The organism is Pseudomonas sp. EA_5y_Pfl2_R50 (assembly GCF_963970475.1).
GTDB lineage: Bacteria > Pseudomonadota > Gammaproteobacteria > Pseudomonadales > Pseudomonadaceae > Aquipseudomonas.
The window spans coordinates 290567-310393 of record NZ_CAXAPT010000004.1; the positions used below are offsets into that span (position 1 = coordinate 290567).

Genomic DNA, 19827 nt, shown 5'->3' on the forward strand with positions numbered 1-19827 from the left:
CACGGAGGATGAGTTCGGGCGGCCGCGCCGGGGGGCGAGATTCGGCTAGACGAAAAAAAGCCCCCGCCCAACCCGCTGCGGATAGGGGACGCAACGGGCTGGACGGGGGGCTTGTTACTGCAGATCGATCACTGCGCGATGGTTTTCACCGACACGCCGCGTTCGATCGGGGTGGAGCGGCCGTAGATATCTTCGAAGCGTTCGATATCGTCTTCACCCAGGTACGAGCCCGACTGCACTTCGATGATTTCCAGCGGAATCTTGCCCGGGTTGCGCAGGCGATGCACCGAGGCAATCGGAATGTAGGTCGACTGGTTTTCGCAGAGCAGGAACACGTTGTCATCGCAGGTCACTTCGGCGGTGCCGCTGACCACGATCCAGTGTTCGGCGCGGTGGTGGTGCATCTGGAGCGACAGGCACGCGCCCGGTTTCACCGAGATGTGCTTGACCTGGAAACGCCCGCCCATGTCCACCGAGTCATACGAACCCCACGGACGGTAGACTTCGCAGTGGTTCTGGGTTTCGCTGCGGCCCTGCTCGTTGAGCGTGTTGACCATCTGCTTGACGCCCTGGACCGAGTCCTTGTGCGCAATCATCATGGCGTCTTTGGTTTCGACCACCACGATATTTTCCAGACCGATCACCGACACCAGTTTGCCGTTGCCGTGGATCATGCAGTTCTTGCTGTCCTGGATGACCACATCGCCTTTGCTGACGTTGCCGTTGGCGTCTTTCTCGTTGACTTCCCACAGCGACGACCAGCAGCCGACATCGCTCCAGCCAGCGGTCAGTGGCACGACGCAGGCGCGCTGGGTTTTTTCCATCACGGAGTAGTCGATGGAGTTGTCCGGGCAGCAGGCGAAGGTGGCTTCGTCGAAGGTCACGGTGTCGTTGTCCTGCTCGCTGCGTTCAAGGGTCAGCAGGCAAGTGTCGTAGATGTCCGGGTCGTGTTTTTTCAGCTCTTCGAGGAAGCGGCTGGCGCGGAACAGGAACATGCCGCTGTTCCAGTAGTAACCGCCGGACTCAACGTACTCGGTGGCACGTTTGACGTCCGGTTTTTCAACGAAGTGCGAGACGCGGCTGACGCCTTCGGGCAGCAGCGAATCGCCAGTGGATTTGATGTAGCCGTAACCGGTTTCCGGTTTGGTCGCCGGTACGCCGAACAACACCATTTCGCCGTTTTCAGCCGCGACGGTGGCGAGGGCGAGGGCGCGTTGCAGGGCTTTCTGGTCTTCGAGAACGTGGTCGGCTGGCAGCACCAGCATCAGTTCGTCACGACCTTCATTGACCAGCATCATCGCGGTCAGCGCCACCGCCGGCGCGGTGTTGCGGCCGAACGGTTCCATGAGGATGCGCTGGCATTCCAGATTGCGATTGGCCAACTGCTCATTGACGATGAAACGGTGATCCTTGTTGCAGACCACGATCGGGGTGTCCATGCCTTCGAACACCAAGCGTTCGAGGGTTTGCTGGAACAGGGTGTGTTCGCCGGTCAGGGCGAGGAATTGCTTAGGGAACTGCTTGCGCGAAAGCGGCCAAAGACGTGAACCGCTACCACCTGACAAGATCACCGGAATCATATTGTTTACTCCATAAAATGCAGTTGAGAGCTGCAAGCGGCAAGTGGCGAGTTAGAAACACGTCACTTGCAGCTTGAGGCTTGTAGCTGATAGCTCGAGCGATTAGCGAGTCGATACCGGGCGTTTTACCCAGACTGGCGACAGGCTGCTGCCGCTGCCGGTGACGTACAGCACCGCAGCTTCACCGCGCTCCAGGGCGACCGGCTTCACGTCGCCGACTTTCTTGTCACCTTCGAACAGCGCCAGGCTGACTTTCACCGGGTTGATTTCACGTTCGCCACGGCCCTTGGCGGCCACGGTTTTGACCACTTCAGTCTTGCCGTCGGCAGTCTTCAGGGCCAGCGGCTTGTCGCTGAGGTTCTGCACGCGCACCAGGGATTTCTGCTTGTTCTTGAACGGCGGTTCTTCGATCAGTTGCGGCGCACCTGAGGCGTTGTTGACCAGGGTGTAGTAGTGGTCACCGGCAAGTTTGACCGGCAGAGTCTGGCTGCCGACCTTGGCGCTGTAATCACCGCCGGGCATGAAGCTGAAGTCGCTGCTGGCCAGTGGCGCAACGTCGCTCAGGTTGGTGCTGCCGACAGTTGCGCTGACTTCAGCGTTGCTGGCGTTGTAGACACGCACGAAGGTCGAGCCTTTCGGTGCGGTCGGGCCGTACAGCGCGGCGTCGCCACCGGCGAAGGCAGGGACGGAAAGCACGCTGAGGCCAGCAACCAGTGCGAAGCTTTTAGCGAGACGACGAGGAGTAGTAGTGAAAGTCATGGTGTACCTCTCTTTCAGTTTTGCGCCCGATCGGGCGTCTCGGATTGAGTGTTGATGGCTACGTTTTGTTGGCGAGCACCGGCTTGTTTGAGCTCTGCGACCCACTGCGGGTCGGCGTCGCCGATTTCGTTGTTCACAGGCAGATAACGTTCAGGAAACTCCCAGATCAGCACCTGTGGCGGGCTGTTCTTGAAGTCATCGCTTTTCAGGTAGCTGAGCATCGGCAGGATCGGGCCATGACCGTCTTCGGCGTAGCTCACCACGTCGCTGTGCAGCGCTTGTTTCAGCGCACCGACGAAGTTCCAGTTGGGGTTGGCGCTGTAGCTGGTGCCGACCAGTGCCACCGGCACTTCATGGCTGGCGAACAGCGCGTCGTCACCGGCAGGCTGCTCGCCGGCCGCGACGGTGTTGCGCTTTTGCAGCGGCTCTTGCGCCGGCATCAGGTTTTCGAACAGTGGATCGAGCGGCAGGAACAGGCGTAGATCGCCCTTGTGCGTGACCTTCTCGGCTGGGGTGGTGATGAAGCGTTGCGGCTCGCCGCTGAGCGGGAACTTGTCGGCGATGGTTTTCGCCAGCGTATTCGCCGCAATCTCGGCGCCTTCCGGCGTCCAGTGGGTGTCGGTGCGCAGGAACACTTGCTGACCGCTCTGCTTGGCCTGTTGCAGTGGCTTGAGCAGGTCAGGGGCGAGGATCTTGTCGGCCGCCACGCGATGATGGAAATCCTGATAAAGGTTTTCGTGAATGCTCGCCGGTTTCACTTCACCCAGATGCTCCGGGTACAGACGAACCTTGGCCGGCACGATGGCCATCACCAGTTTCACGCCTTTGTCTTTCAGGGTCTGGCGCACGCCTTCGACCAGTGCGTAGTTGCCTTGCAGGTTCAGCTCTTCGTTGACGATCGGGTTGAATTCCTCATCGCTGTACAGCCACTGATCGCGACCGAGCACCACACCCGGACGACCTTCGTTGAACAGTTTGAAATCCAGCGCGGCCCAGAGGTTGGTGCCCAGGCGCTTGATCGGAAATTCATCGTCGTAGTGAGTTTCCACCGCTTTGGTCCAGCGGCCATTGAGCACCGTCGCATCGGCATTGGTGCTGAAGCCGAAGAAGCTGCGAACCGACCACAGACCGAGGACCAACAACGTCAGCAGAAACAGGGCGATGTAGAAGATGCGTAATGAGCGGGTCATGTCAGATCCCTCAGAACTGGAAGTAAAGGAACGGCGAGAAGCTTTGCGCCGAGAGTTTGAGAATCGAGGCGATGAACAGCAGCAGGATCAGGCCGCGCATCACGTAGCGGGACCAGTCCGCGCTCCAGTAGGCCGGTTGCACCTGGGCGTCGACGCCAACGGTGTAGCCAGGCTCGTGGATGCTCGCCGGGTTTTCGCCGGGGGCGGCTTTGATCATGCCCGGGGTCGCCGTCGCAGGGCCGTTGGCCTCGACGTTGACTTCAGGTTTGCTCTTGGCCGGCGGCTGGTTGGTGTACAGATCACGCAGGCCGAAGAACGCCAGCGTCACGTAGGCAACAACGAGTGTCGCGACTTGCAGACCAGTGAGGCTGGCCTGGTTGAGTTCCGAAAGCGACCAGTCGCCGAAGCTGAACATTGCGCCGTACATGCGTCCGGCAACGTGCAGGTTCTCAGCGCGGAAGATCACCCAGCCCATGACCACCAGCAGGAAGGTCAGCGCCCAGCGGATCGGGTTGAGGCTGCGCGGCGAGGTGTTCAGGCCCAGCGCTTTTTCAATCGCCAGCCACATGCCGTGCCAGGCACCCCAGACGATGTACGTGATGTTCGCGCCGTGCCACAGCCCCCCCAGGAGCATGGTCAGGAACAGGTTGCGATAGGTCATCAGCGTGCCTTTACGGTTACCGCCGAGAGTGATGTACAGATAGTCACGCAGCCAGGTCGACAGGCTGATGTGCCAGCGGCGCCAGAACTCGGTGATCGACTGGCTGATGTACGGCTGCTTGAAGTTTTCCATGAAACGGAAGCCCATCATCAAGCCCAGACCGATGGCCATGTCGCTGTAACCGGAGAAGTCGAAATACAGCTGCGCGGTGTAGGCGAGCGCGCCGAGCCAGGCGTCACCCGTGGTCGGGTTTTGCAGGGCGAAGCAATGGTCGGCCACCACGGCGAGGGTGTCGGCGATGAAGACCTTCTTGATGAAACCCTGCATGAACCGCGTGCAGCCCTCGGAGAATTTATCGAGGGTGTGCGTGCGATTGTTGAACTGATCGGCGAGGTCGCGGAAACGCAAAACCGGGCCGGCAATCAGGTGCGGGAAGATCGCCACGAACGCGGCGAAGTCGATCAGGTTGCGCGTGGCCGGGGTGTCGCCGCGATACACGTCGATGATGTAGCTGATCGACTCGAAGATGTAGAACGAGATACCAATCGGCAGCAGCACGTGGGTGAGGATGAACGGCTCAAGTCCGACCGAGGTCATCATCGCGTTGATGCTGTCGACGCCGAAGTTGGCGTACTTGAAGTAGCCGAGGATGCACAGGTCGACTGCGACACCGAGCAACAGCCAGCGCTGCGCCGGTTTGGTTCGCACACCGGCGGCACCGACTTTGAGGCCGATCCAGTAGTTCCACAGTGTGACGGCGGCGAACAGCGCGAGGAAGTCCACACGCCACCAGGCGTAGAACACGTAGCTGGCGATCAGCAGCAGTAGGTTGCGATAGCGTTGCCCGCTCAAGTAGTACAAGCCGAGAAAGATCGGCAAGAACAGAAACAGGAACACGTTGGATGAAAATACCATCCCGATCTCTCCATGTTTGAACCAACAGTCAAGGGCCAAAGCCCCCCCAAACCCCCCCGTGTAGTGGAGGGGTGAAACGGTGTTTCTGTCAGGGTTGTGCAGGACCTTGAAATCTTCCCTCACCCCCCGCCCTCTCCCGGAGGGAGAGGGAGCCTGATCTCCATGGTTTTCAGAAATGGAGATCGACCCGGTATTTCATTTCGGCGTAACTCGCACAGCCCCCTCGGTCAGTTCCCTCTCCCTCGGGGAGAGGGTCAGGGTGAGGGGCTTTTAGCCCTTTTCATGGGACGGGTCGTAGACCTTGGTCAGGTCGCCACCCAGGCGAAAGGTCTTGAACGGCTGCATGCCGTGCTTCTTCTCGATGACATCCGGCGCACAGGTGTAGAGCGTGCAGAACGGTTCGAGCCAGGCGAATTTCATGTCCTTTTTGAGGTCGGTCATGTCCTGCTCTTTGCCGTTCTTCTTCTCGAATTCATCCGGGTCTTTCACGCCCGACAGCACCCGCTCACCCAGACGCTTCAGCGCGCTGTTGTTTTCCTGACGCAGATCGACACCGTTGACCTGGGCGAAACTGGCGATCATCGCCAGCGGCGGCAGGGCGTAGTTGTGATAGGCGAGGGCGCGTTGCTGACGCTTGAGTTCGTTCGGCAGGAAGCCGTCGGCATCGACCTGGTTGACGCCAACCTTGTATTCCTTCACTGCCCAGTCAAACAGGTCGCGACGGTTGGTTGCGACCGACGTCGCCATCACCGACCAGGCGGCCCAGTAGGAGTGGTTGTTGGTTTTCTCCAGCGGCAGGTTGTCCCAGTCGCTGACGACCTGATCCGCCATTTTGCTGAACCAGGCTTCGATCAACTGCGCTTGCTGCTGATGCTGGGCCAGCGGATGCGAGTCGGAGAATTTCAGGCGAATGTACGAAGAGGCCATGCTGCCCAGCGCCCATTTGCGCATCGACTTGCCGGTGTGGTTGAAGTCTTTCGACATCAACGCATCGGCCTTGGCCCAGGCGGTCAGCCAGTTCAACGTGCAGTCGAGCTGTTCCGGGCGACCGTCGCGCATGAACTGCATCACCCGTTTGGCGGTGCCGCGCTCCAGCGTGGTGATGTCCTTGGTGGTGTCGCGAAAGGCTTTTTCCGACTTGACGTTCAGCGTCGCGCGGGCTTTGTCCGAACCTTCGTATTTGCTGCGAAATTGCAGCGGCCCGGTATACGGCGTCGGCGTTGCATCGCAGCCTTCGCTTTTGTCACCGGTCTTGAATTTTTCCACAGGCGCAAAATAGCCTTGGGGCGGACGCAGTGGTGCGGCGGCCTGCGCGGTGCCGGCGAAGATCGCCAGCCCGAGCAGCGTCGGAGCCAATAAAGATTTCAATTTCGGATTTCGCATAGCAGACCTCATTGCCCGACCTGAGCGGTTTGTTGCCCAGTGCCCGGGAATACGTTGCGTTTGCAGATTTTCGCTTCGACTTTCTGTGGCGCGGTGCCCGCTTCCGGGCCCTGGACCTCGACCGCCAGCAGGTTTTGCGAGGCCCAGTCTTCGTCCGTGCGCAACTCAAAGGCGAAACGACCGTCGGTTTCGGAGGTTTCCGGTTTCTCGATCTTGATGTCCTCGTGGCGCCCGTTCATGTACCAGAGGGTGGCTTGCAGGGTTTTCACCGAGGTGTCGGCGAAGCGGATGTCGACCTGATGGTTGCGGTTCTGCAGGTTCAGGTTCTTGCTGTTGACCAGCAGTTCTTGCTTGCTGCCCGGCTTGAGCGTGGTGCTCGCGGACATTTGCGCGTCTTTGCCTTCGCAGCCGTTGTCGAGCAGGGCCATCATCTGGCGATAGATGGTTTCCTGATCGAGGCGGTAGAGCGGCGAGAATTCCCAGATGAGAATCTTCGGCGGAGTTTTCTGAAACTCGTCGCTACCGAGGTACTGCAACATCGAACCTTCCAGACCACCGCCGGGGAACGCGACGTTGAGGATGTCGGCGCCGATGGCTTCTTCGAGGAAGCCGGCGAAGTTGTAGTTCTTGCCGCTATGCGAAGTACCGACGAGGGTGATTTGCGGATTGCCGGAATCGCCGAACAGATCGCCATCGCCCGCTTCGCCTTTCGGTTCGGTGGTGAACTGATCCATGTACTGAATCGCATAACTGGTGCCGCACAGTTGCCCGGCCATGTTGTGCAGGGTGCCGGTCTTGCCCATGCGCCCGGAGCGCTTGGTCTCGAATTCACGCTTGGGAATGTCGGCGAAGGCCGGGATCTGCTTGACCTTCTCGGCTACGATCTTCGCCGTGCGCTGTGCGCCGTATGGCGTCCAGTGCTGGTCGCCACGGAAGTAGAAATCGTGGGCGGGCAGGGTGTCCGGCAACGATTCGTTGGTCAGCGGCGACAGATCCGGCACCACGTAACCCATCTTGGCGAAACGGCCGAGCATGGTCTTGTAGTTGCCCAGCGCTTTCTCGTAGTCGAACGCGGCTTTTTCCTGCGGGTTGAGCTTGTTGCGGTTCACCAGGCCACGGGTCGGCTGGTAGACGATCACCAGTTCGACGCCTTTGGCCTTGAACGCATCGTGCAGCTGTTGCAGGCGTTTGTAGCCGGCCGGGGTGGTGTTGAACTCGGTGCGCAAATCTTCCTGAGTCCGGAACAACCAGTCGCCCTGCGCCTGCACCAGGGTGGTGAAGTTCTGTTGATAGCGCGTGGTGTAGTTCTTCGCGTCATGGGCCGCCGGGCACAGGTTGCAGCACGGCTCGGCGCTGAACTTCGGTGGCGTTACAGCGGCGCCTTCGTCGGCGCGGGCGCCGTTGCTGGCCGCGAGAATGCCCACGGTCAGGGCCGACAGGCTGAGTAATCTGATCAAGTGTGGGTGCATAAAATTATCCTCAGTCCTGCATTTCGGTCTGGCGTTCGACAGGGTCGATCAGCACGGCTTTCTGCTGGCGCACCAGCAGGTCGAGAATTTCATCCTGGCGCTCGCCAAGGATGCCGTTGAAGCTGATGCCGCTGGATTTGGTCGGCGCCAGCATCGACACGCGATACAGCTCGACGCTCAAAGGCGAGTCGATGGACAGCGGGCCGCTGCCGTTGGCCGCCAGTTCACCGCCGACGACAATCAGCGACACCTGTGCATCGAACGGGTCGAGCTTGATGTCACGGTCGGTGTCGGTGAGGTCCTTGATGTGGCCGTACACGCCGGTCAAACCGTTGGCCATGGCGACGTTTTCGTAGAGGCGGATGTTCACGCTGTTACGAATGCGGATGCCGTGGCGCTTGTTGCTGATGACCCTGTTGCCCCACAGCAGGTTGTCGGCGGACTCGTAGAGGGTGATGCCGTCGGTGTGGTTCTTGTAGATCTCGTTGTAGGCAATGATGTTGTTGACGCTGTTGCGGTCGATCACCAGGCCCGAGAGTTTGTTGTCGTAGCTTTTGTTGTTGAAGATGAAGCTGTCGTTGACCTCACGGGAAATAATGATCCCGTGCTTCTTCTTCGTGCCGTGGACGGTGTTCTCGGCAATGATCAGGCCGTGGGAACGGTCGTGCGGGTCGATGCCGTAGACGATGTTGTCTTTGTAGGTGTTGCCCTTGACCACGAAGTCGCGGGTCTCGTAGCAGTAGAAGCCGTACCACATGTCGGAGAACTCGGAGCCGACGATCCAGCCGGTCGGTTCAGGACGTTTGAGCACCTTGGCCATGTTCGGCGTGTACTGGGAAATACTCACGCCGTAGGACTTGCTGTTGGCGTAGCCGAAACTGGCCATTTTGCTGTTGACGATGTAGGTCTCGGTGCCACCCCAGGCGAGCAGGAATGGACGGAATTCCTTCGGCGAACGGAAGGTTGCCGGGCCGTTTTCCTTCTCGCGCCAGCCAGTGATTCTGGTGTCACGCACGAACAGCTGACCGTCGTTGACGAGGAACGAGCCGGCCTCTTGCGACAGGCGCAATTCCTGGGTCTGGCCGTCGATTTCGAGGATGCCTTTACGGCCAACCACAATCGGCAGCTTCGCCAGGTAAACGCCCGGCGAGGTCTCGCTGAAGTACTGCTTGGGCAGTTTCTTCGCCAGATCCTTGAGGTTCATGTAGCCGTCGTCGACGAAGATCGCCTGCGGGATGCCGTGCTGACGCACCACCCATTCGGCCATCTTGTTGTCGCCGCCGATGAAGTCCTTCAGCGCGTCTTCCTGCATCATCCGGCGCACGCTGATCTTGCCCGGTTTGCTGCGGACGATCTTCGCCGCAGCGGCCTCGGCGGTGAAGCCGGACAGGTCAGGCAATTTCGGCTTGGCCAGTTCCAGCGCCTCGGTCGGCGCGCTGCTGACGGTGTAGGTCTTGGCCTGTTGCAGCTCTTTGGCGGTGGCCACCGGTTTGCCCTGTTGAGGCACAGCCGGTTCCACGGTGGCGAAGGCGCCAGCGGAGGCCAGCAGCATGGCGCCGGCCAACAGGCTGAGCGAGCCTTTCCTTGCATGGTGCATGTCGGGCACTCCCTTGGCGGTTTGCATCAGAAGCGCCAGATCACGTCGATGAACGCGCGGTGCATGTACGAATCAACCTGCTTGCCATAGGCATCGCCCGGTTTGAACACACCGCCACGCAAGCGCACGAGGGCTGAAGGCTCGTCGATCGACTGGCTCAGCGCCGCCGGCAACAGGCCCTGCTTGAAGTACTTGGTGACGACCAGGTCCATCTCCTGACCCAGGTCCTTGTTGCCGTCTTCAAGCGGCAGCGAGGTGCTGGAGATCGCGCCGGTGACGTCGTCGGTGTTGTTTTCCACGGCATTGATACCGTTGCTGCCAACGGGCTTGTTGCCGTCGACGCGCCAGAACTTGTGATAGATCAGGCTGGCGTCGTACTCGTCGTTGACCATCCAGGAACCGAACAGGGTCGCGGTCTGCATGTTGTTCATTTCGCCACGGAAGGCTTCGCCGAAACGGTGAACCCGCGAGCGCGTACCGGTGTAGTTGGAGCGGTTGCTCTCCAGACCGTTCTGCTCGTAATCGGCGCTGGCGCGGGCATAGGCAGCGCCGACTTGCCATTGCGGATCGAGGCGCAGACGCACACCGATGTCGGTGGCCCAGCCGTTGACGTCATCGCTGCGCTTGGCTTGCGCCGGGCGCGAACCATCGGCGTTCAAAGCGTTGACCGTGTCGCGGTCGCCGCTCATGCCGGTGATGCTGCCCCAGTAGTTGACGGTGTTGGTGTTGCGCCAGTTGTAGGCGTCGCTGTCGGCGGTGAGGCCGAGCCAGCTGATGTCGCCGTTCTCGGTTTTATCCAGCGAATCGCGCGCTACACCCGGTTCGGCGTAATCAAGCTTGCCGTCATCGTGGGTGTGGTGACCGCGAATGCCGACCCACTGCCCCGGCGTCCACTGATATGCGGCGTCGGCGTAGGCGTGCAGGCGATCCTTGTCTTTCGGTGCCAGCTCTTTCAAGTCGGTGCGGTATTCGCTGAAGCGTTCGGCGACACCGGCATTGGCGCGCAGCAGGGTGGTGTCGAAGGTCCAGTTCAGCGCTTCGATGTTGGTGTCGCGCCATTGGCCGTCGTCATTGCGCAGACGCTGGCGACCGAACTTGAGCATCTCGCCCGGGTATGGCGTGAGGCCGCTGTAGCCGACCCAGAATTCGCGCATCGCCAGGTAGTTTTTCTTGGTTTTGCGATCACCGTTGTCGGTGGCTTGTTCACCGTCGGATTGTTGCAGGGTGTCGGTTTCGATGATGTCGGTCGACGTCACGGCCTGACCCATGGCGTAGGCGCTCCACGCACCGCTTTCGCCGTAGATCCACGGACGCAGGTCGAGGCCGACGCCGTTGACGTCGCCGCCGCTGGCAGTGCCGAGGTCGCGGTCGTCTTCGGACTGGCCGGTGACTTTCACTTCCAGGCCAAAGTTCTTGGTTTCAGTCATCGCGGCCAGTGTCGGGCAAGACCAGATCAGCGCGAAGGTGAGGCCAATACCGGCCTTCACGAATGGATTCAACTTCATAATTTTTCCTCGCCGTCTTCTTCTTGCAGGGCGTGCAGTTGCAGCGTGTTCGGGTTCAGAGCGCCACGGCTGGCTTGCTCTTGTTGCAGCAGACGTTGGGCTTGGGCCAGACGCTCGGGCGGCAATTGCGCGGCGAGGGTGGTCGCCAGCTCATCGGCTTGCGGAGTGTTTTGCGCCTTGGCCAATTGGCTGAACACGTAGGCGTTGACCGGGTCGGGCTTGGTGCCCTTGCCTTGGGAGAACAGCTGGGCGATGGCGAAGTCGGCGCTGTTCTGGCCGTTACGCGCAGCGGTCAGCAAGTGGTCGAGAGCCTTCTGCGGGTAGACCTTGCCGAGGTAGCCACGGCGATAGATCTGCCCGAGGTAGTAGTCGGCGGCGACTTCACGGCCAACGGCTTTCTGGAAATGTTCTTCGGCGACTTTGGCGTCAGCCGGAACCATTTTGCCTTCGTAGTAGAGCTTGCCCAGCAACAGCTCGGCGCGCGGCTGGTCGGCGGCACGGCCATTGTCGAGGTACTTCATCATCTGATCGACGTCGCCCAGTTCCGGGTAGTCGTACAGCAATTGTGCGAGGGTCACCCACGACGCCGGATAGCCCGGAGCGATCGGTTCAAGCAGCGATTGCGCGGTTTTTTCGTCGGTCTTGCCCAGGGTCGAATCGGCGAGCACACGGGCCACGGAATCGACGCGCTGCGCGGTGACGGTGCCACGGCTGTAACCGGCCTGCATCTGCTTGATCAGCTCGGCTTGTTGCTCAGGCTGCGCGCGTTTCTGGTAAACCGTGGCCAGTTCGACGTAGCAAATGTCCGTGGTATTGATCGCGGCTTTGCAGATTTTTTCCACGTCATCCAGGTGCTGGTCGTAGGTGCCTTGGGTGCGATACAGCAGCACCTGCGCCAGACCTGCTTCCGGGTAGCCGGATTTGCGCCACTGATCGATCTGCTGCTGGGCGTTGATGTTGGGGAAGCTGTGCGGGTATTGCAGGTACAGCATCGCCAGCGGGATCAACGTGTTGCCTTCGCCATTGGCGGCGGCTTTTTTCAGCAGGGTTTCGGCTTCGTGGTGCTCGGCTTCGGTGGAGCCCGGCTTGGCCACCAGCAAGCGTCCGAGACGTGCCTGCGCGCGCGACGAAACACTGGCCGCCGCACGGTAAGTCGCCTCAGCCTGTTTCATTTGCGCCGGGTCGCGACTGTCGACCTGGATATCGGCCAGGCCGACTTGTGCCTCGCTGTAACCCAGATCGGCGAGCTGCTGATAGTTCTGCGCCGCAGTGGCGGTGTCGCCGCGCTTGAGCGCTTCGTTGGCCAGACGCTGATCGGGCAGGCCGGCGCAACCGGCGAGACTGACTGCCAAAGCCAGCGAGCACACCATCAAACCCATGTGGGAGCGAGCCTGCTCGCGAAGCAGTCGACTCGGTACACCAGACAAACCGTGCTGACCCTTTCGCGAGCAGGCTCGCTCCCACAGGGTCGGCGGAGTGTTGAAGATAGGAGTAGTCACAGGCGTGTCCTCGACTTAAAGACCGGCAGCCATGGCTTTGTCGATCAGCCAGTTCAGGTTCGGGCCACGGTCGCTGTTCACTTCCACCGGGCGGCCGGCGAGGTTGCTGTCGAGTGGCTCGTCAGGCTGGATCTGCACGCGGATGTCGGAGGACAGGTCGGCGCTTTTCAGGCTGGTGCTGCTGACGATCTTGCCGGTGCGGGTCTTGTCTTCGCCGGCGATCTGGAAGCTCACCGGTGTGCCCGGACGCACGTCGCCGAACTGGCGATAGGAGAAGCGCGCATCAACGGTGGCCTGGGTGTTGCGCGGCACCAGTTGGAAGATCACGTCGCCCTTGCTCGCGTATTGACCGTCAGCGACCAGTTGCTGGGCCACGGTGCAATCGCACGGCGAGGTCAGGGTGCCGGTCATTTGCTTGCCGAACAGTTCTTCAACCTTGGCCGGCGACAATTGATCCTCTTCCAGATGACCCTTGAGCACGTCGAGCATGCTGGTGCTGAAGGTTGCCAGCGGTGCGCCTTTGGCCGCGACACCATCGGACTTGATCAGACTCTGCACGGTGCCGTCACGCGGCATGGTGATGTTCATCCCTGGCACGCTGACCAGACCGGCCTGGGCGTGGCTGACGAAGTACATGCCGTACACCGATTTGAAAATGAAACCCGCTGCCACCAGGCCAACCGCGAAAATGCCGGCGCTGAACGTGATGGCTTTCAGACGCCCGAACGGGGTCATGCCGGAGCCGCCATCCTTGACCTTGCGCGCCTTGGTGAAGTTGTCGCGCTGCAGGGTCGCCAGTACTTCGCCGATGCTGACGATGTCGCCAGCCAGGTGCGAAGTGATCAGGTGGCGCAGGGTGGAAATGTCTTGCGGTTCGAGGTTCTGGAACTGGCAGCCGGCGCGACCGGTCTGGCGGTCGAAGGAACGCACCTGCAATTCAACGTCCATCGCCAGACCGAGGTTGTCGATGACGAATTGCAGACGTGCCTTGTACACCTGGCCAATGGTCAGTGGCATTTGCCCGGCGTTGAACGCCAGACCACCGGCCGACAGGTCCAGGACCCGCGCTTCGAGCGGCGTCCGGTCAGGGCCGAAGAAACGCAGTTTGGCCGGGATTTTCACGCGGGCGTGTTGGCGCTGGGCTTCGGATTCATGCACTACGTTGGCGTTGACGGCGGTATTCATGGGGGCGATTTCCTTGTTAATTCAATAGGGGCAGGTCAGACCATCATCAGCAGCACGGCGACAAAAATGCTGCCGGCGGAGAAGGTCATGGTCCGAGACGACCAGGTGTTGAACCAACGTTGAAAGCTGGCGAGATCACGGGTCAGGGAAGTGGGCTGGCGCGTCCAGGATTGCTGGTCGAGGCGGAAGAACACGTAGATCTTCACCAGCGCGCCGACGATCTGGTTGTAATAAAGAATCGCTGGATAAGCCGGGCCGATCCGGTGACCGGAGCACGACAGCAGCAGGGTCAGAATCAGGCGGGTGATGCCGATCCACAGCAGGTAGACCAGGATGAACGCGGTGCCGTATTTGAAGCTGGCGATGATCGCCACGGTCAGGCCGAGCAGCGAAGTCCACATCGATACACGCTGGTCGAACAGCACCACCGAGGTGAAGGCACCGAGGCGTTTCACACCCAGGCCCAGCGCTCGCGAGTTCTGACGCAGGTTGTTGCCATACCAGCGGAACATCAGCTTGCGGCTGGCCTTGATGAAGCTCTTTTCCGGCGGGTGTTCAACGGTGTTGATCGCTGCGTCAGGCACGTAAAAGGTGTCGTAACCCAGGCGCATCAGGCTGAACCAGCTCGACTTGTCGTCGCCGGTCAAAAACTTGAAGCGGCCCAGACGCCAGTGTTGCAGCGAGTCGCTTTCAACGTCGGCGATGAATTCCGGGTTGGTGACCACGGTGGCGCGGAACACCGACATGCGCCCGGTCATGGTCAGCACGCGCTTGGACAGGGCCATCGAGCACATGTTGATGTGGCGCTGGGCGAAACGCAGCTTGTGCCATTCGCTCATGATGTAGCCGCCGCGCACTTCGCAGAATTCGTTGGTGGTCAGGCCGCCGACGTTGCCGAACAACTGGAACCACGGCACGGTCTTGCGCACGGTGCCTTCGCCGAGCACGGTGTCACCATCGATCACGGCGACTACGGCGCGGTCGTCCGGCAGGTGGCGGGAGATTGCGCGGAAACCATAGGCCAGGCCATCGCGCTTGCCGGTGCCGGGAATGCGCACGAAGTCGAGCTTGACCCGGTCTGGCGGATTCATCCGCGCCCACAGCGCTTTCACCAGCAGCTCATCGGACATTTCCACGATGGAGCAGACCACGGTGGTCGGCAGTTCGCAGTCGATGGCTTCGCGGATCACCGAGCTGTAGACCTGCGCTGTGGTCAGCGCGTCGATACGGAAACTGGTGACCATCAGAAACACATGCGACGGGTCCGCCGCTTTTCCCAGCTTGCGCACTTTGCGGCGCAGGTGAGGGTAAACGATGTAGAGAAAAATCATGCCGCGCACAAAGTGCGTTGCACCCATCGAGTAGCGCCAGATACCCACGGCGCCAATCAGGAAAATGAAGTCCTTCGACTCGGAGTCGAATGTGGACGTGGGCAGCATCAAGGCCAGGCCCATCAGCAGACTGAGATAAAAAAGCCAGCCGGCTGATTGCAGAAAAAAATGTTTGAGCTTGGTCATCGACGTCATCCAAGGTAAGAGAGGCTTCGAGCTGCAAGCCTCAAGCTGCAAGTGAAACGCTTTTGCTTGCAGCTCGAGGCTTGTCGCTTGGCGCTGCTTTACCAGCAGATACCTTCGGTGCGAGTACCGGCGTCGGTGGCTTTGGCCATGAAGCCGACCAGGTCGATGACCTGCTTGCCGTGCGGCGCTTGCTGGGCCAGCGAGCGGAACTTCTCGTCGCGGTTGCCGAGGATGATCACGTCGGAGTTGTCGATGACCGAATCGAAGTCCGCGTTGAGCAGAGACGACACGTGGGGGATCTTCGACTCGATGTAGTCCTTGTTCGCGCCGTGAACACGGGCGTACTCGACGTTGCTGTCGTAGATGCTCAGGTCGTAACCCTTGCCGATCAGCATTTCCGCCAGTTCCACCAGCGGGCTTTCGCGCAGGTCGTCGGTGCCGGCCTTGAAGCTCAGGCCGAGCAGGGCGACTTTGCGTTTGTCGTGGCTTTCAACGATGTCGAAGGCGTTTTGCACTTGCGATTCGTTGCTGCGCATCAGCGAGTTGAGCAGCGGCGCTTCGACGTCCAGGGAACCGGCGCGGTAGGTCAGGGCGCGCACGTCCTTCGGCAGGCACGAACCGCCGAAGGCGAAGCCCGGGCGCATGTAGTACTGGGACAGGTTGAGGGTCTTGTCCTGGCAGACCACTTCCATCACTTCACGGCCATCGACGCCGACCGCTTTGGCGATGTTGCCGATTTCGTTGGCGAAGGTCACTTTGGTCGCGTGCCAGACGTTGCAGGTGTACTTGATCATCTCGGCAACGGCGATGTCCTTGCGGATGATCGGTGCGTCGAGTTCTTCGTACAGCGATTGCAGAACGTCGCCCGAAGCCTTGTCGAACTCGCCGATGACGGTCATCGGTGGCAGGTCGTAGTCGGCGATGGCGGTGGATTCGCGCAGGAACTCAGGGTTGACCGCAACGCCGAAGTCGACACCGGCCTTCTTGCCCGAGCAGTCTTCGAGGATCGGGATCACCACGTTGGCGACGGTGCCCGGCAGCACGGTGCTGCGCACGACGATGGTGTGACGGGTGGTTTTTTCACGCAGAACAAAGCCGATCTCGCGGCACACCGCTTCGATGTAATTCAGTTCGAGGTCGCCGTTCTTCTTGCTCGGCGTGCCAACGCAGATCATCGACAGGTCGGTGTCGCGAATCGCCTCGGCGAAGTTGGTCGTGCCACGCAGGCGACCGGTCTGGATACCCTGTTGCAGAAGTTCACCCAGGCCCGGTTCAACAATCGGCGACTTGCCGGCGTTGATCATGTCGATCTTGTCTTTGGCAACATCGACGCCAACTACGTCATGGCCCCGTGCAGACAGGCAACCGGCACATACTGCGCCAACGTAACCCAAACCAAATATGCTGATGCGCATCGCAATTACCTCTGTATATATCAGGCCTTAGAGGCCGGAGTTAATGGTGTTCAGCGTTCATTAGTGCACTCGAAAGTGCGGCATACAGGCGCCACAATGCCGTGTGCAGGCATAATAAGTTTCGAGTGTCTAAATAAGTGCACTCAAGATGTGCGCAACCAGGCCTTGTAGTTATGACGTGCCCTGTTATGCAGCCGAACCTCTTGATAGAAGACTCTTGTGCAATCGTATTACGCGCCCGATGTCAGGAGGAAAGTCCTGAAAATCAAGCGGTTGGGTGCTCAGGCGAGCACGTTTATAAGGGCGCGGCCATGGCCTTTGTAGGGGATATAAATGGTGCGTATCTCCTGTCCTTCATCTGTTTTGAGACTAGTTAGTCATCTAGGCAAGTTGCTGTGACAACTTGGTTACATGGCTATCTGCTCTGCGTAAGTTATCTCGTACAAAGTCGGCGAGAATCGTTACCGGTGGTATGAGCTATGCATTTGGACGAAGTTCCTGTCCGCTCATCGCGAAATCTGAAATTTCTTGAAATATTGTCCTAGATGGCACTAGTCTCAATTTGATAGCACTTTCGTTTTCGACCTTTATTAACAGGCGAAAAATCACGTTAGATAGTTTTGTGCCACTACGCTGAAAAAAATCAGGTGCCACTACTGAAAAAAATGATCAGTGTCGAGTGAAACTAATCTTAGAAAAGACAGGGCGTATTTTTTGGCGCCATAAAAATGGCGAAAGCGGGCGGGGGATTTTTGACATCGTGCGAGCTGCACGACTCTTTATAGAAAGAGTCGTGCATTAGGCATGCTTTATTCCGGGGCGTGGTCGCGCAAGAACACCAGATTGTCGGGTTTCGACTGTTCCACACTGTAGCGATAACCCTGCACATCGAACTGCTTGAGCAGGGCCGGATCGTTGATCTTTTCCTGGATCACGAAACGGCTCATCAGGCCTCGGGCCTTTTTCGCGTAGAAGCTGATGATCTTGTACTGGCCGTTCTTCTGGTCCTTGAACTCGGTGTTGATGATTCGTGCGTTCAATGCCGTGCGTTTGACCGCCGAGAAGTACTCGTTGGAGGCCAGGTTGAGCAGCACGTCGTCGCCCTGATCGGCCAGGGCCTCGTTGAGCCATTCGCTGATGCGCGTGCCCCAGAAGGCGTATAGATCCTTGCCACGGGCATTGGCCAGTTTGGTGCCCATTTCCAGGCGGTACGGCTGCATCAGGTCCAGCGGACGCAGCAAGCCATACAGGCCGGAGAGCATGCGCAGGTGTTTTTGCGCGTAGTCGAAATCGGCTTCGCTGAAGGATTGCGCGTCGAGACCGGTGTAGACGTCACCTTTAAAGGCGAGCAGCGCCTGCTTGGCGTTCTCCGGGGTGAACGCGGGCGTCCAGCTGCCGAAGCGCGCGGCGTTGAGGCCGCCGATCTTGTCGGAAACGTGCATCAGCTCGCTGATCTGCGCCGGACTCAGCTCGCGCAGTTGCTGGATCAGTTCCTGGGAATGGTCAAGGTACTGCGGCTGGGTGAAGCACTGGGTCGCCGGCGGTGTTTCGTAATCGAGGGTCTTGGCGGGGGAAATCACCATCAGCATGAAGTCGTCTCCTTTAATCGTGGGGGCGATTCTAGGGGGTTGTCCGAGTTGACTCCAGCTATCAACTCCATAGGTGATCGACGGCAGAGCACATGGCCCGCTCCCACAGGGGATAGGTGTTGATGCGGGGAATGGGGCAGGATCAGCTATAGTGCCGCGCGGGTTTTGTTACGGAGACATCCCTTTGCGCATTGTTCTTTTATTCACCGCGTGGCTGTTGAGCTTCGGTGCCGTGGCGGCGCCGGGTGATGCGGCAACGCTGGATCGCAGCACCTGGCCTGAGCAGCTCAGCAGCCCGACCCTGTTTGACGTGGCGTCAAGGGCGGAAATCCTCATGTTCGCCCGCGGCCTGCTCGGCACCGAGTCCATGGACGAGGCGGCTCTGGCCCGGCGTCTGGGCCTGCGCACGGTCAATATCGACGCGGTCAACAGCCTGCGCCAGCGCCTCTGGCAGCGTCTGTTGGCCAACTATAACCATGCTCAGCAAAGCTGCGATCAGGATGCGTCGTTCTGCTTTCTTGTCGAAGACCTGCCGACGTTGCGTGAGCAAGCCGCCAAGTTTGTGGTCAGTGACGACAGCTATTACACCCGGTGGGCCGAACCAAGCCGCATCTTCCATTTGCAGTATCTGGATGAGCTGATGCGCAAGGCTGCGCTTTCGCCGCAGACCAGCAACGAATTCGATCGTTTTGGCGACTACGAGCGCAACGGCGACGAGATGCATGACCGGCTGTTTCTGCTGACCTTCGACAGCGCCGCCAACCTGCAGCCGGATAACACTGGCTGGCTTGCCGATTACCTGCGCAAGGCAAATTTGAGTGGCACGTTCTTCGTGCTGGGCAAGGATATCCAGGCGCGTCTGAGCGATGGCTCCGTGAGCAGCCTGCAGGCAGGGTTCTCGAAACAGTGCGTTGGCGTGCAGGGTTGGGAGTTCCGTTCCCACAGCCACTGGCAGGACTGGCAGGATTCGGTGCGCCGCAGCGCTGACCTGGTGAAGAACAAACTGCCGGAAAACTACGTTCCCTTGTTCCGCCCACCGGAGGGCCAGCGCCGCAGTGACGCACAAGGCTTCTTCAACAGCCAAGGCTTGCAAGTGGCGTTGTGGGACATCGATGCCCAGGACGGCGCAGGCAAACTCAAGGGCGTCCAAAGTGCGCAGCGAGTACTGACCCTGATGCTGTTGTGGCGTCATGGCGTGATCAATTTCAACATGAAACAGGACGCGGTGAAGACCTCGTTGCCGTGGCTGATCACGCAAACTGCACAAAGCGGTATCGGTTGGGAAGACTGTCAGGACGCGTTTCGCTAGAAACGGCAAAAGCCCGGAAACATTGGGCTTGGGGTGATTTTTCAGAGAATTTGCAGCAGGTGGACTTCCGACTCTAACGGTGTCGAGGGAGTCCGCCAAGGGCTTTTCGTCACTTTGCAAAATAAACTTAAAAAAACCGTCAAAGTACTTTTTTATGTCATCGGTTTTGGAGTATTACGAAGACAGACCGCCGAAACCTGCAACACAGGTGGCGTCTTCCAAGACCCGTTTGTTTTGCAGTCACTTGAATCTCC

General features: G+C 59.6%; 14 protein-coding genes. 1 reads left to right on the top strand and 13 read right to left on the bottom strand.

Going from position 1 to position 19827, the window contains the following annotated elements; translation table 11 throughout:
- Positions 1-128: 128 nt before the first annotated feature.
- The 13 genes from AACY19_RS09295 to yaaA form a co-directional block, all read right to left on the bottom strand.
- Entirely contained in the window at positions 129-1580 is a 1452-nt protein-coding gene (locus AACY19_RS09295; RefSeq protein WP_339449958.1) for a mannose-1-phosphate guanylyltransferase/mannose-6-phosphate isomerase, read from the bottom strand.
- A 102-nt stretch (positions 1581-1682) separates the two neighbouring features.
- On the bottom strand, positions 1683-2339 hold the full coding sequence (locus tag AACY19_RS09300; protein ID WP_339449959.1) for an alginate O-acetyltransferase AlgF: 657 nt from the start codon (positions 2337-2339) through the stop codon (positions 1683-1685).
- Positions 2340-2353: 14 nt separating this feature from the next.
- Positions 2354-3529, bottom strand: coding sequence for an alginate O-acetyltransferase (locus AACY19_RS09305; RefSeq protein WP_339449960.1), 1176 nt, complete (start codon positions 3527-3529; stop codon positions 2354-2356).
- Between the two features lie 10 nt (positions 3530-3539).
- Entirely contained in the window at positions 3540-5105 is a 1566-nt protein-coding gene (locus AACY19_RS09310) for an MBOAT family O-acyltransferase (RefSeq protein ID WP_339449961.1), read from the bottom strand.
- 270 nt (positions 5106-5375) lie between these two features.
- Positions 5376-6488: a mannuronate-specific alginate lyase gene (locus AACY19_RS09315; protein WP_339449962.1), complete on the bottom strand. Its 1113-nt coding sequence runs from the start codon at positions 6486-6488 to the stop codon at positions 5376-5378.
- Positions 6489-6496: 8 nt separating this feature from the next.
- Positions 6497-7957 carry an alginate O-acetyltransferase gene (locus AACY19_RS09320; protein ID WP_339449963.1) on the bottom strand — a complete coding sequence of 487 codons (1461 nt, stop codon included), beginning with the start codon at positions 7955-7957 and terminating at the stop codon, positions 6497-6499.
- Between the two features lie 10 nt (positions 7958-7967).
- Positions 7968-9554 (bottom strand): mannuronan 5-epimerase AlgG, encoded by a 1587-nt coding sequence (algG, locus tag AACY19_RS09325; RefSeq protein WP_339449964.1) that lies wholly within the window; start codon positions 9552-9554, stop codon positions 7968-7970.
- A 26-nt stretch (positions 9555-9580) separates the two neighbouring features.
- A complete protein-coding gene (locus tag AACY19_RS09330) occupies positions 9581-11059 on the bottom strand; it encodes an alginate export family protein (protein ID WP_339449965.1) in 1479 nt (492 codons plus the stop codon).
- A complete protein-coding gene (algK, locus tag AACY19_RS09335) occupies positions 11056-12558 on the bottom strand; it encodes an alginate biosynthesis TPR repeat lipoprotein AlgK (protein ID WP_339449966.1) in 1503 nt (500 codons plus the stop codon). Before algK ends, AACY19_RS09330 begins: the two co-directional genes overlap by 4 nt.
- Positions 12559-12573: 15 nt before the next feature.
- Positions 12574-13743: an alginate biosynthesis protein Alg44 gene (locus tag AACY19_RS09340; protein ID WP_339449967.1), complete on the bottom strand. Its 1170-nt coding sequence runs from the start codon at positions 13741-13743 to the stop codon at positions 12574-12576.
- A gap of 35 nt (positions 13744-13778) precedes the next feature.
- Positions 13779-15260 carry a mannuronan synthase gene (alg8, locus tag AACY19_RS09345; RefSeq protein ID WP_163004737.1) on the bottom strand — a complete coding sequence of 494 codons (1482 nt, stop codon included), beginning with the start codon at positions 15258-15260 and terminating at the stop codon, positions 13779-13781.
- A gap of 98 nt (positions 15261-15358) precedes the next feature.
- The gene (locus tag AACY19_RS09350; RefSeq protein WP_339449968.1) at positions 15359-16675 is read right to left on the bottom strand and encodes a nucleotide sugar dehydrogenase; all 1317 of its coding nucleotides are present in this window, start codon (positions 16673-16675) and stop codon (positions 15359-15361) included.
- Between the two features lie 809 nt (positions 16676-17484).
- Entirely contained in the window at positions 17485-18264 is a 780-nt protein-coding gene (gene yaaA / locus AACY19_RS09355; protein WP_339449969.1) for a peroxide stress protein YaaA, read from the bottom strand.
- 184 nt (positions 18265-18448) lie between these two features.
- Here yaaA and AACY19_RS09360 point away from each other — a divergent pair, with 184 nt between their 5' ends.
- A complete protein-coding gene (locus tag AACY19_RS09360; protein ID WP_339449970.1) occupies positions 18449-19573 on the top strand; it encodes a polysaccharide deacetylase family protein in 1125 nt (374 codons plus the stop codon).
- Positions 19574-19827 lie beyond the last annotated feature (254 nt).

Excerpts from the sequence above, each read along its gene's own strand:
- AACY19_RS09295 (WP_339449958.1), bottom strand. The coding sequence starts at position 1,580 with ATGATTCCGGTGATCTTGTCAGGTGGTAGCGGTTCACGTCTTTGGCCG.
- AACY19_RS09320 (WP_339449963.1), bottom strand. The coding sequence starts at position 7,957 with ATGCACCCACACTTGATCAGATTACTCAGCCTGTCGGCCCTGACCGTG.
- AACY19_RS09330 (WP_339449965.1), bottom strand. The coding sequence starts at position 11,059 with ATGAAGTTGAATCCATTCGTGAAGGCCGGTATTGGCCTCACCTTCGCG.
- AACY19_RS09310 (WP_339449961.1), bottom strand. The coding sequence starts at position 5,105 with ATGGTATTTTCATCCAACGTGTTCCTGTTTCTGTTCTTGCCGATCTTT.
- AACY19_RS09350 (WP_339449968.1), bottom strand. The coding sequence starts at position 16,675 with ATGCGCATCAGCATATTTGGTTTGGGTTACGTTGGCGCAGTATGTGCC.
- alg8 (WP_163004737.1), bottom strand. The coding sequence starts at position 15,260 with ATGACCAAGCTCAAACATTTTTTTCTGCAATCAGCCGGCTGGCTTTTT.
- AACY19_RS09300 (WP_339449959.1), bottom strand. The coding sequence starts at position 2,339 with ATGACTTTCACTACTACTCCTCGTCGTCTCGCTAAAAGCTTCGCACTG.
- algG (WP_339449964.1), bottom strand. The coding sequence starts at position 9,554 with ATGCACCATGCAAGGAAAGGCTCGCTCAGCCTGTTGGCCGGCGCCATG.
- AACY19_RS09305 (WP_339449960.1), bottom strand. The coding sequence starts at position 3,529 with ATGACCCGCTCATTACGCATCTTCTACATCGCCCTGTTTCTGCTGACG.
- AACY19_RS09315 (WP_339449962.1), bottom strand. The coding sequence starts at position 6,488 with ATGCGAAATCCGAAATTGAAATCTTTATTGGCTCCGACGCTGCTCGGG.
- yaaA (WP_339449969.1), bottom strand. The coding sequence starts at position 18,264 with ATGCTGATGGTGATTTCCCCCGCCAAGACCCTCGATTACGAAACACCG.
- AACY19_RS09340 (WP_339449967.1), bottom strand. The coding sequence starts at position 13,743 with ATGAATACCGCCGTCAACGCCAACGTAGTGCATGAATCCGAAGCCCAG.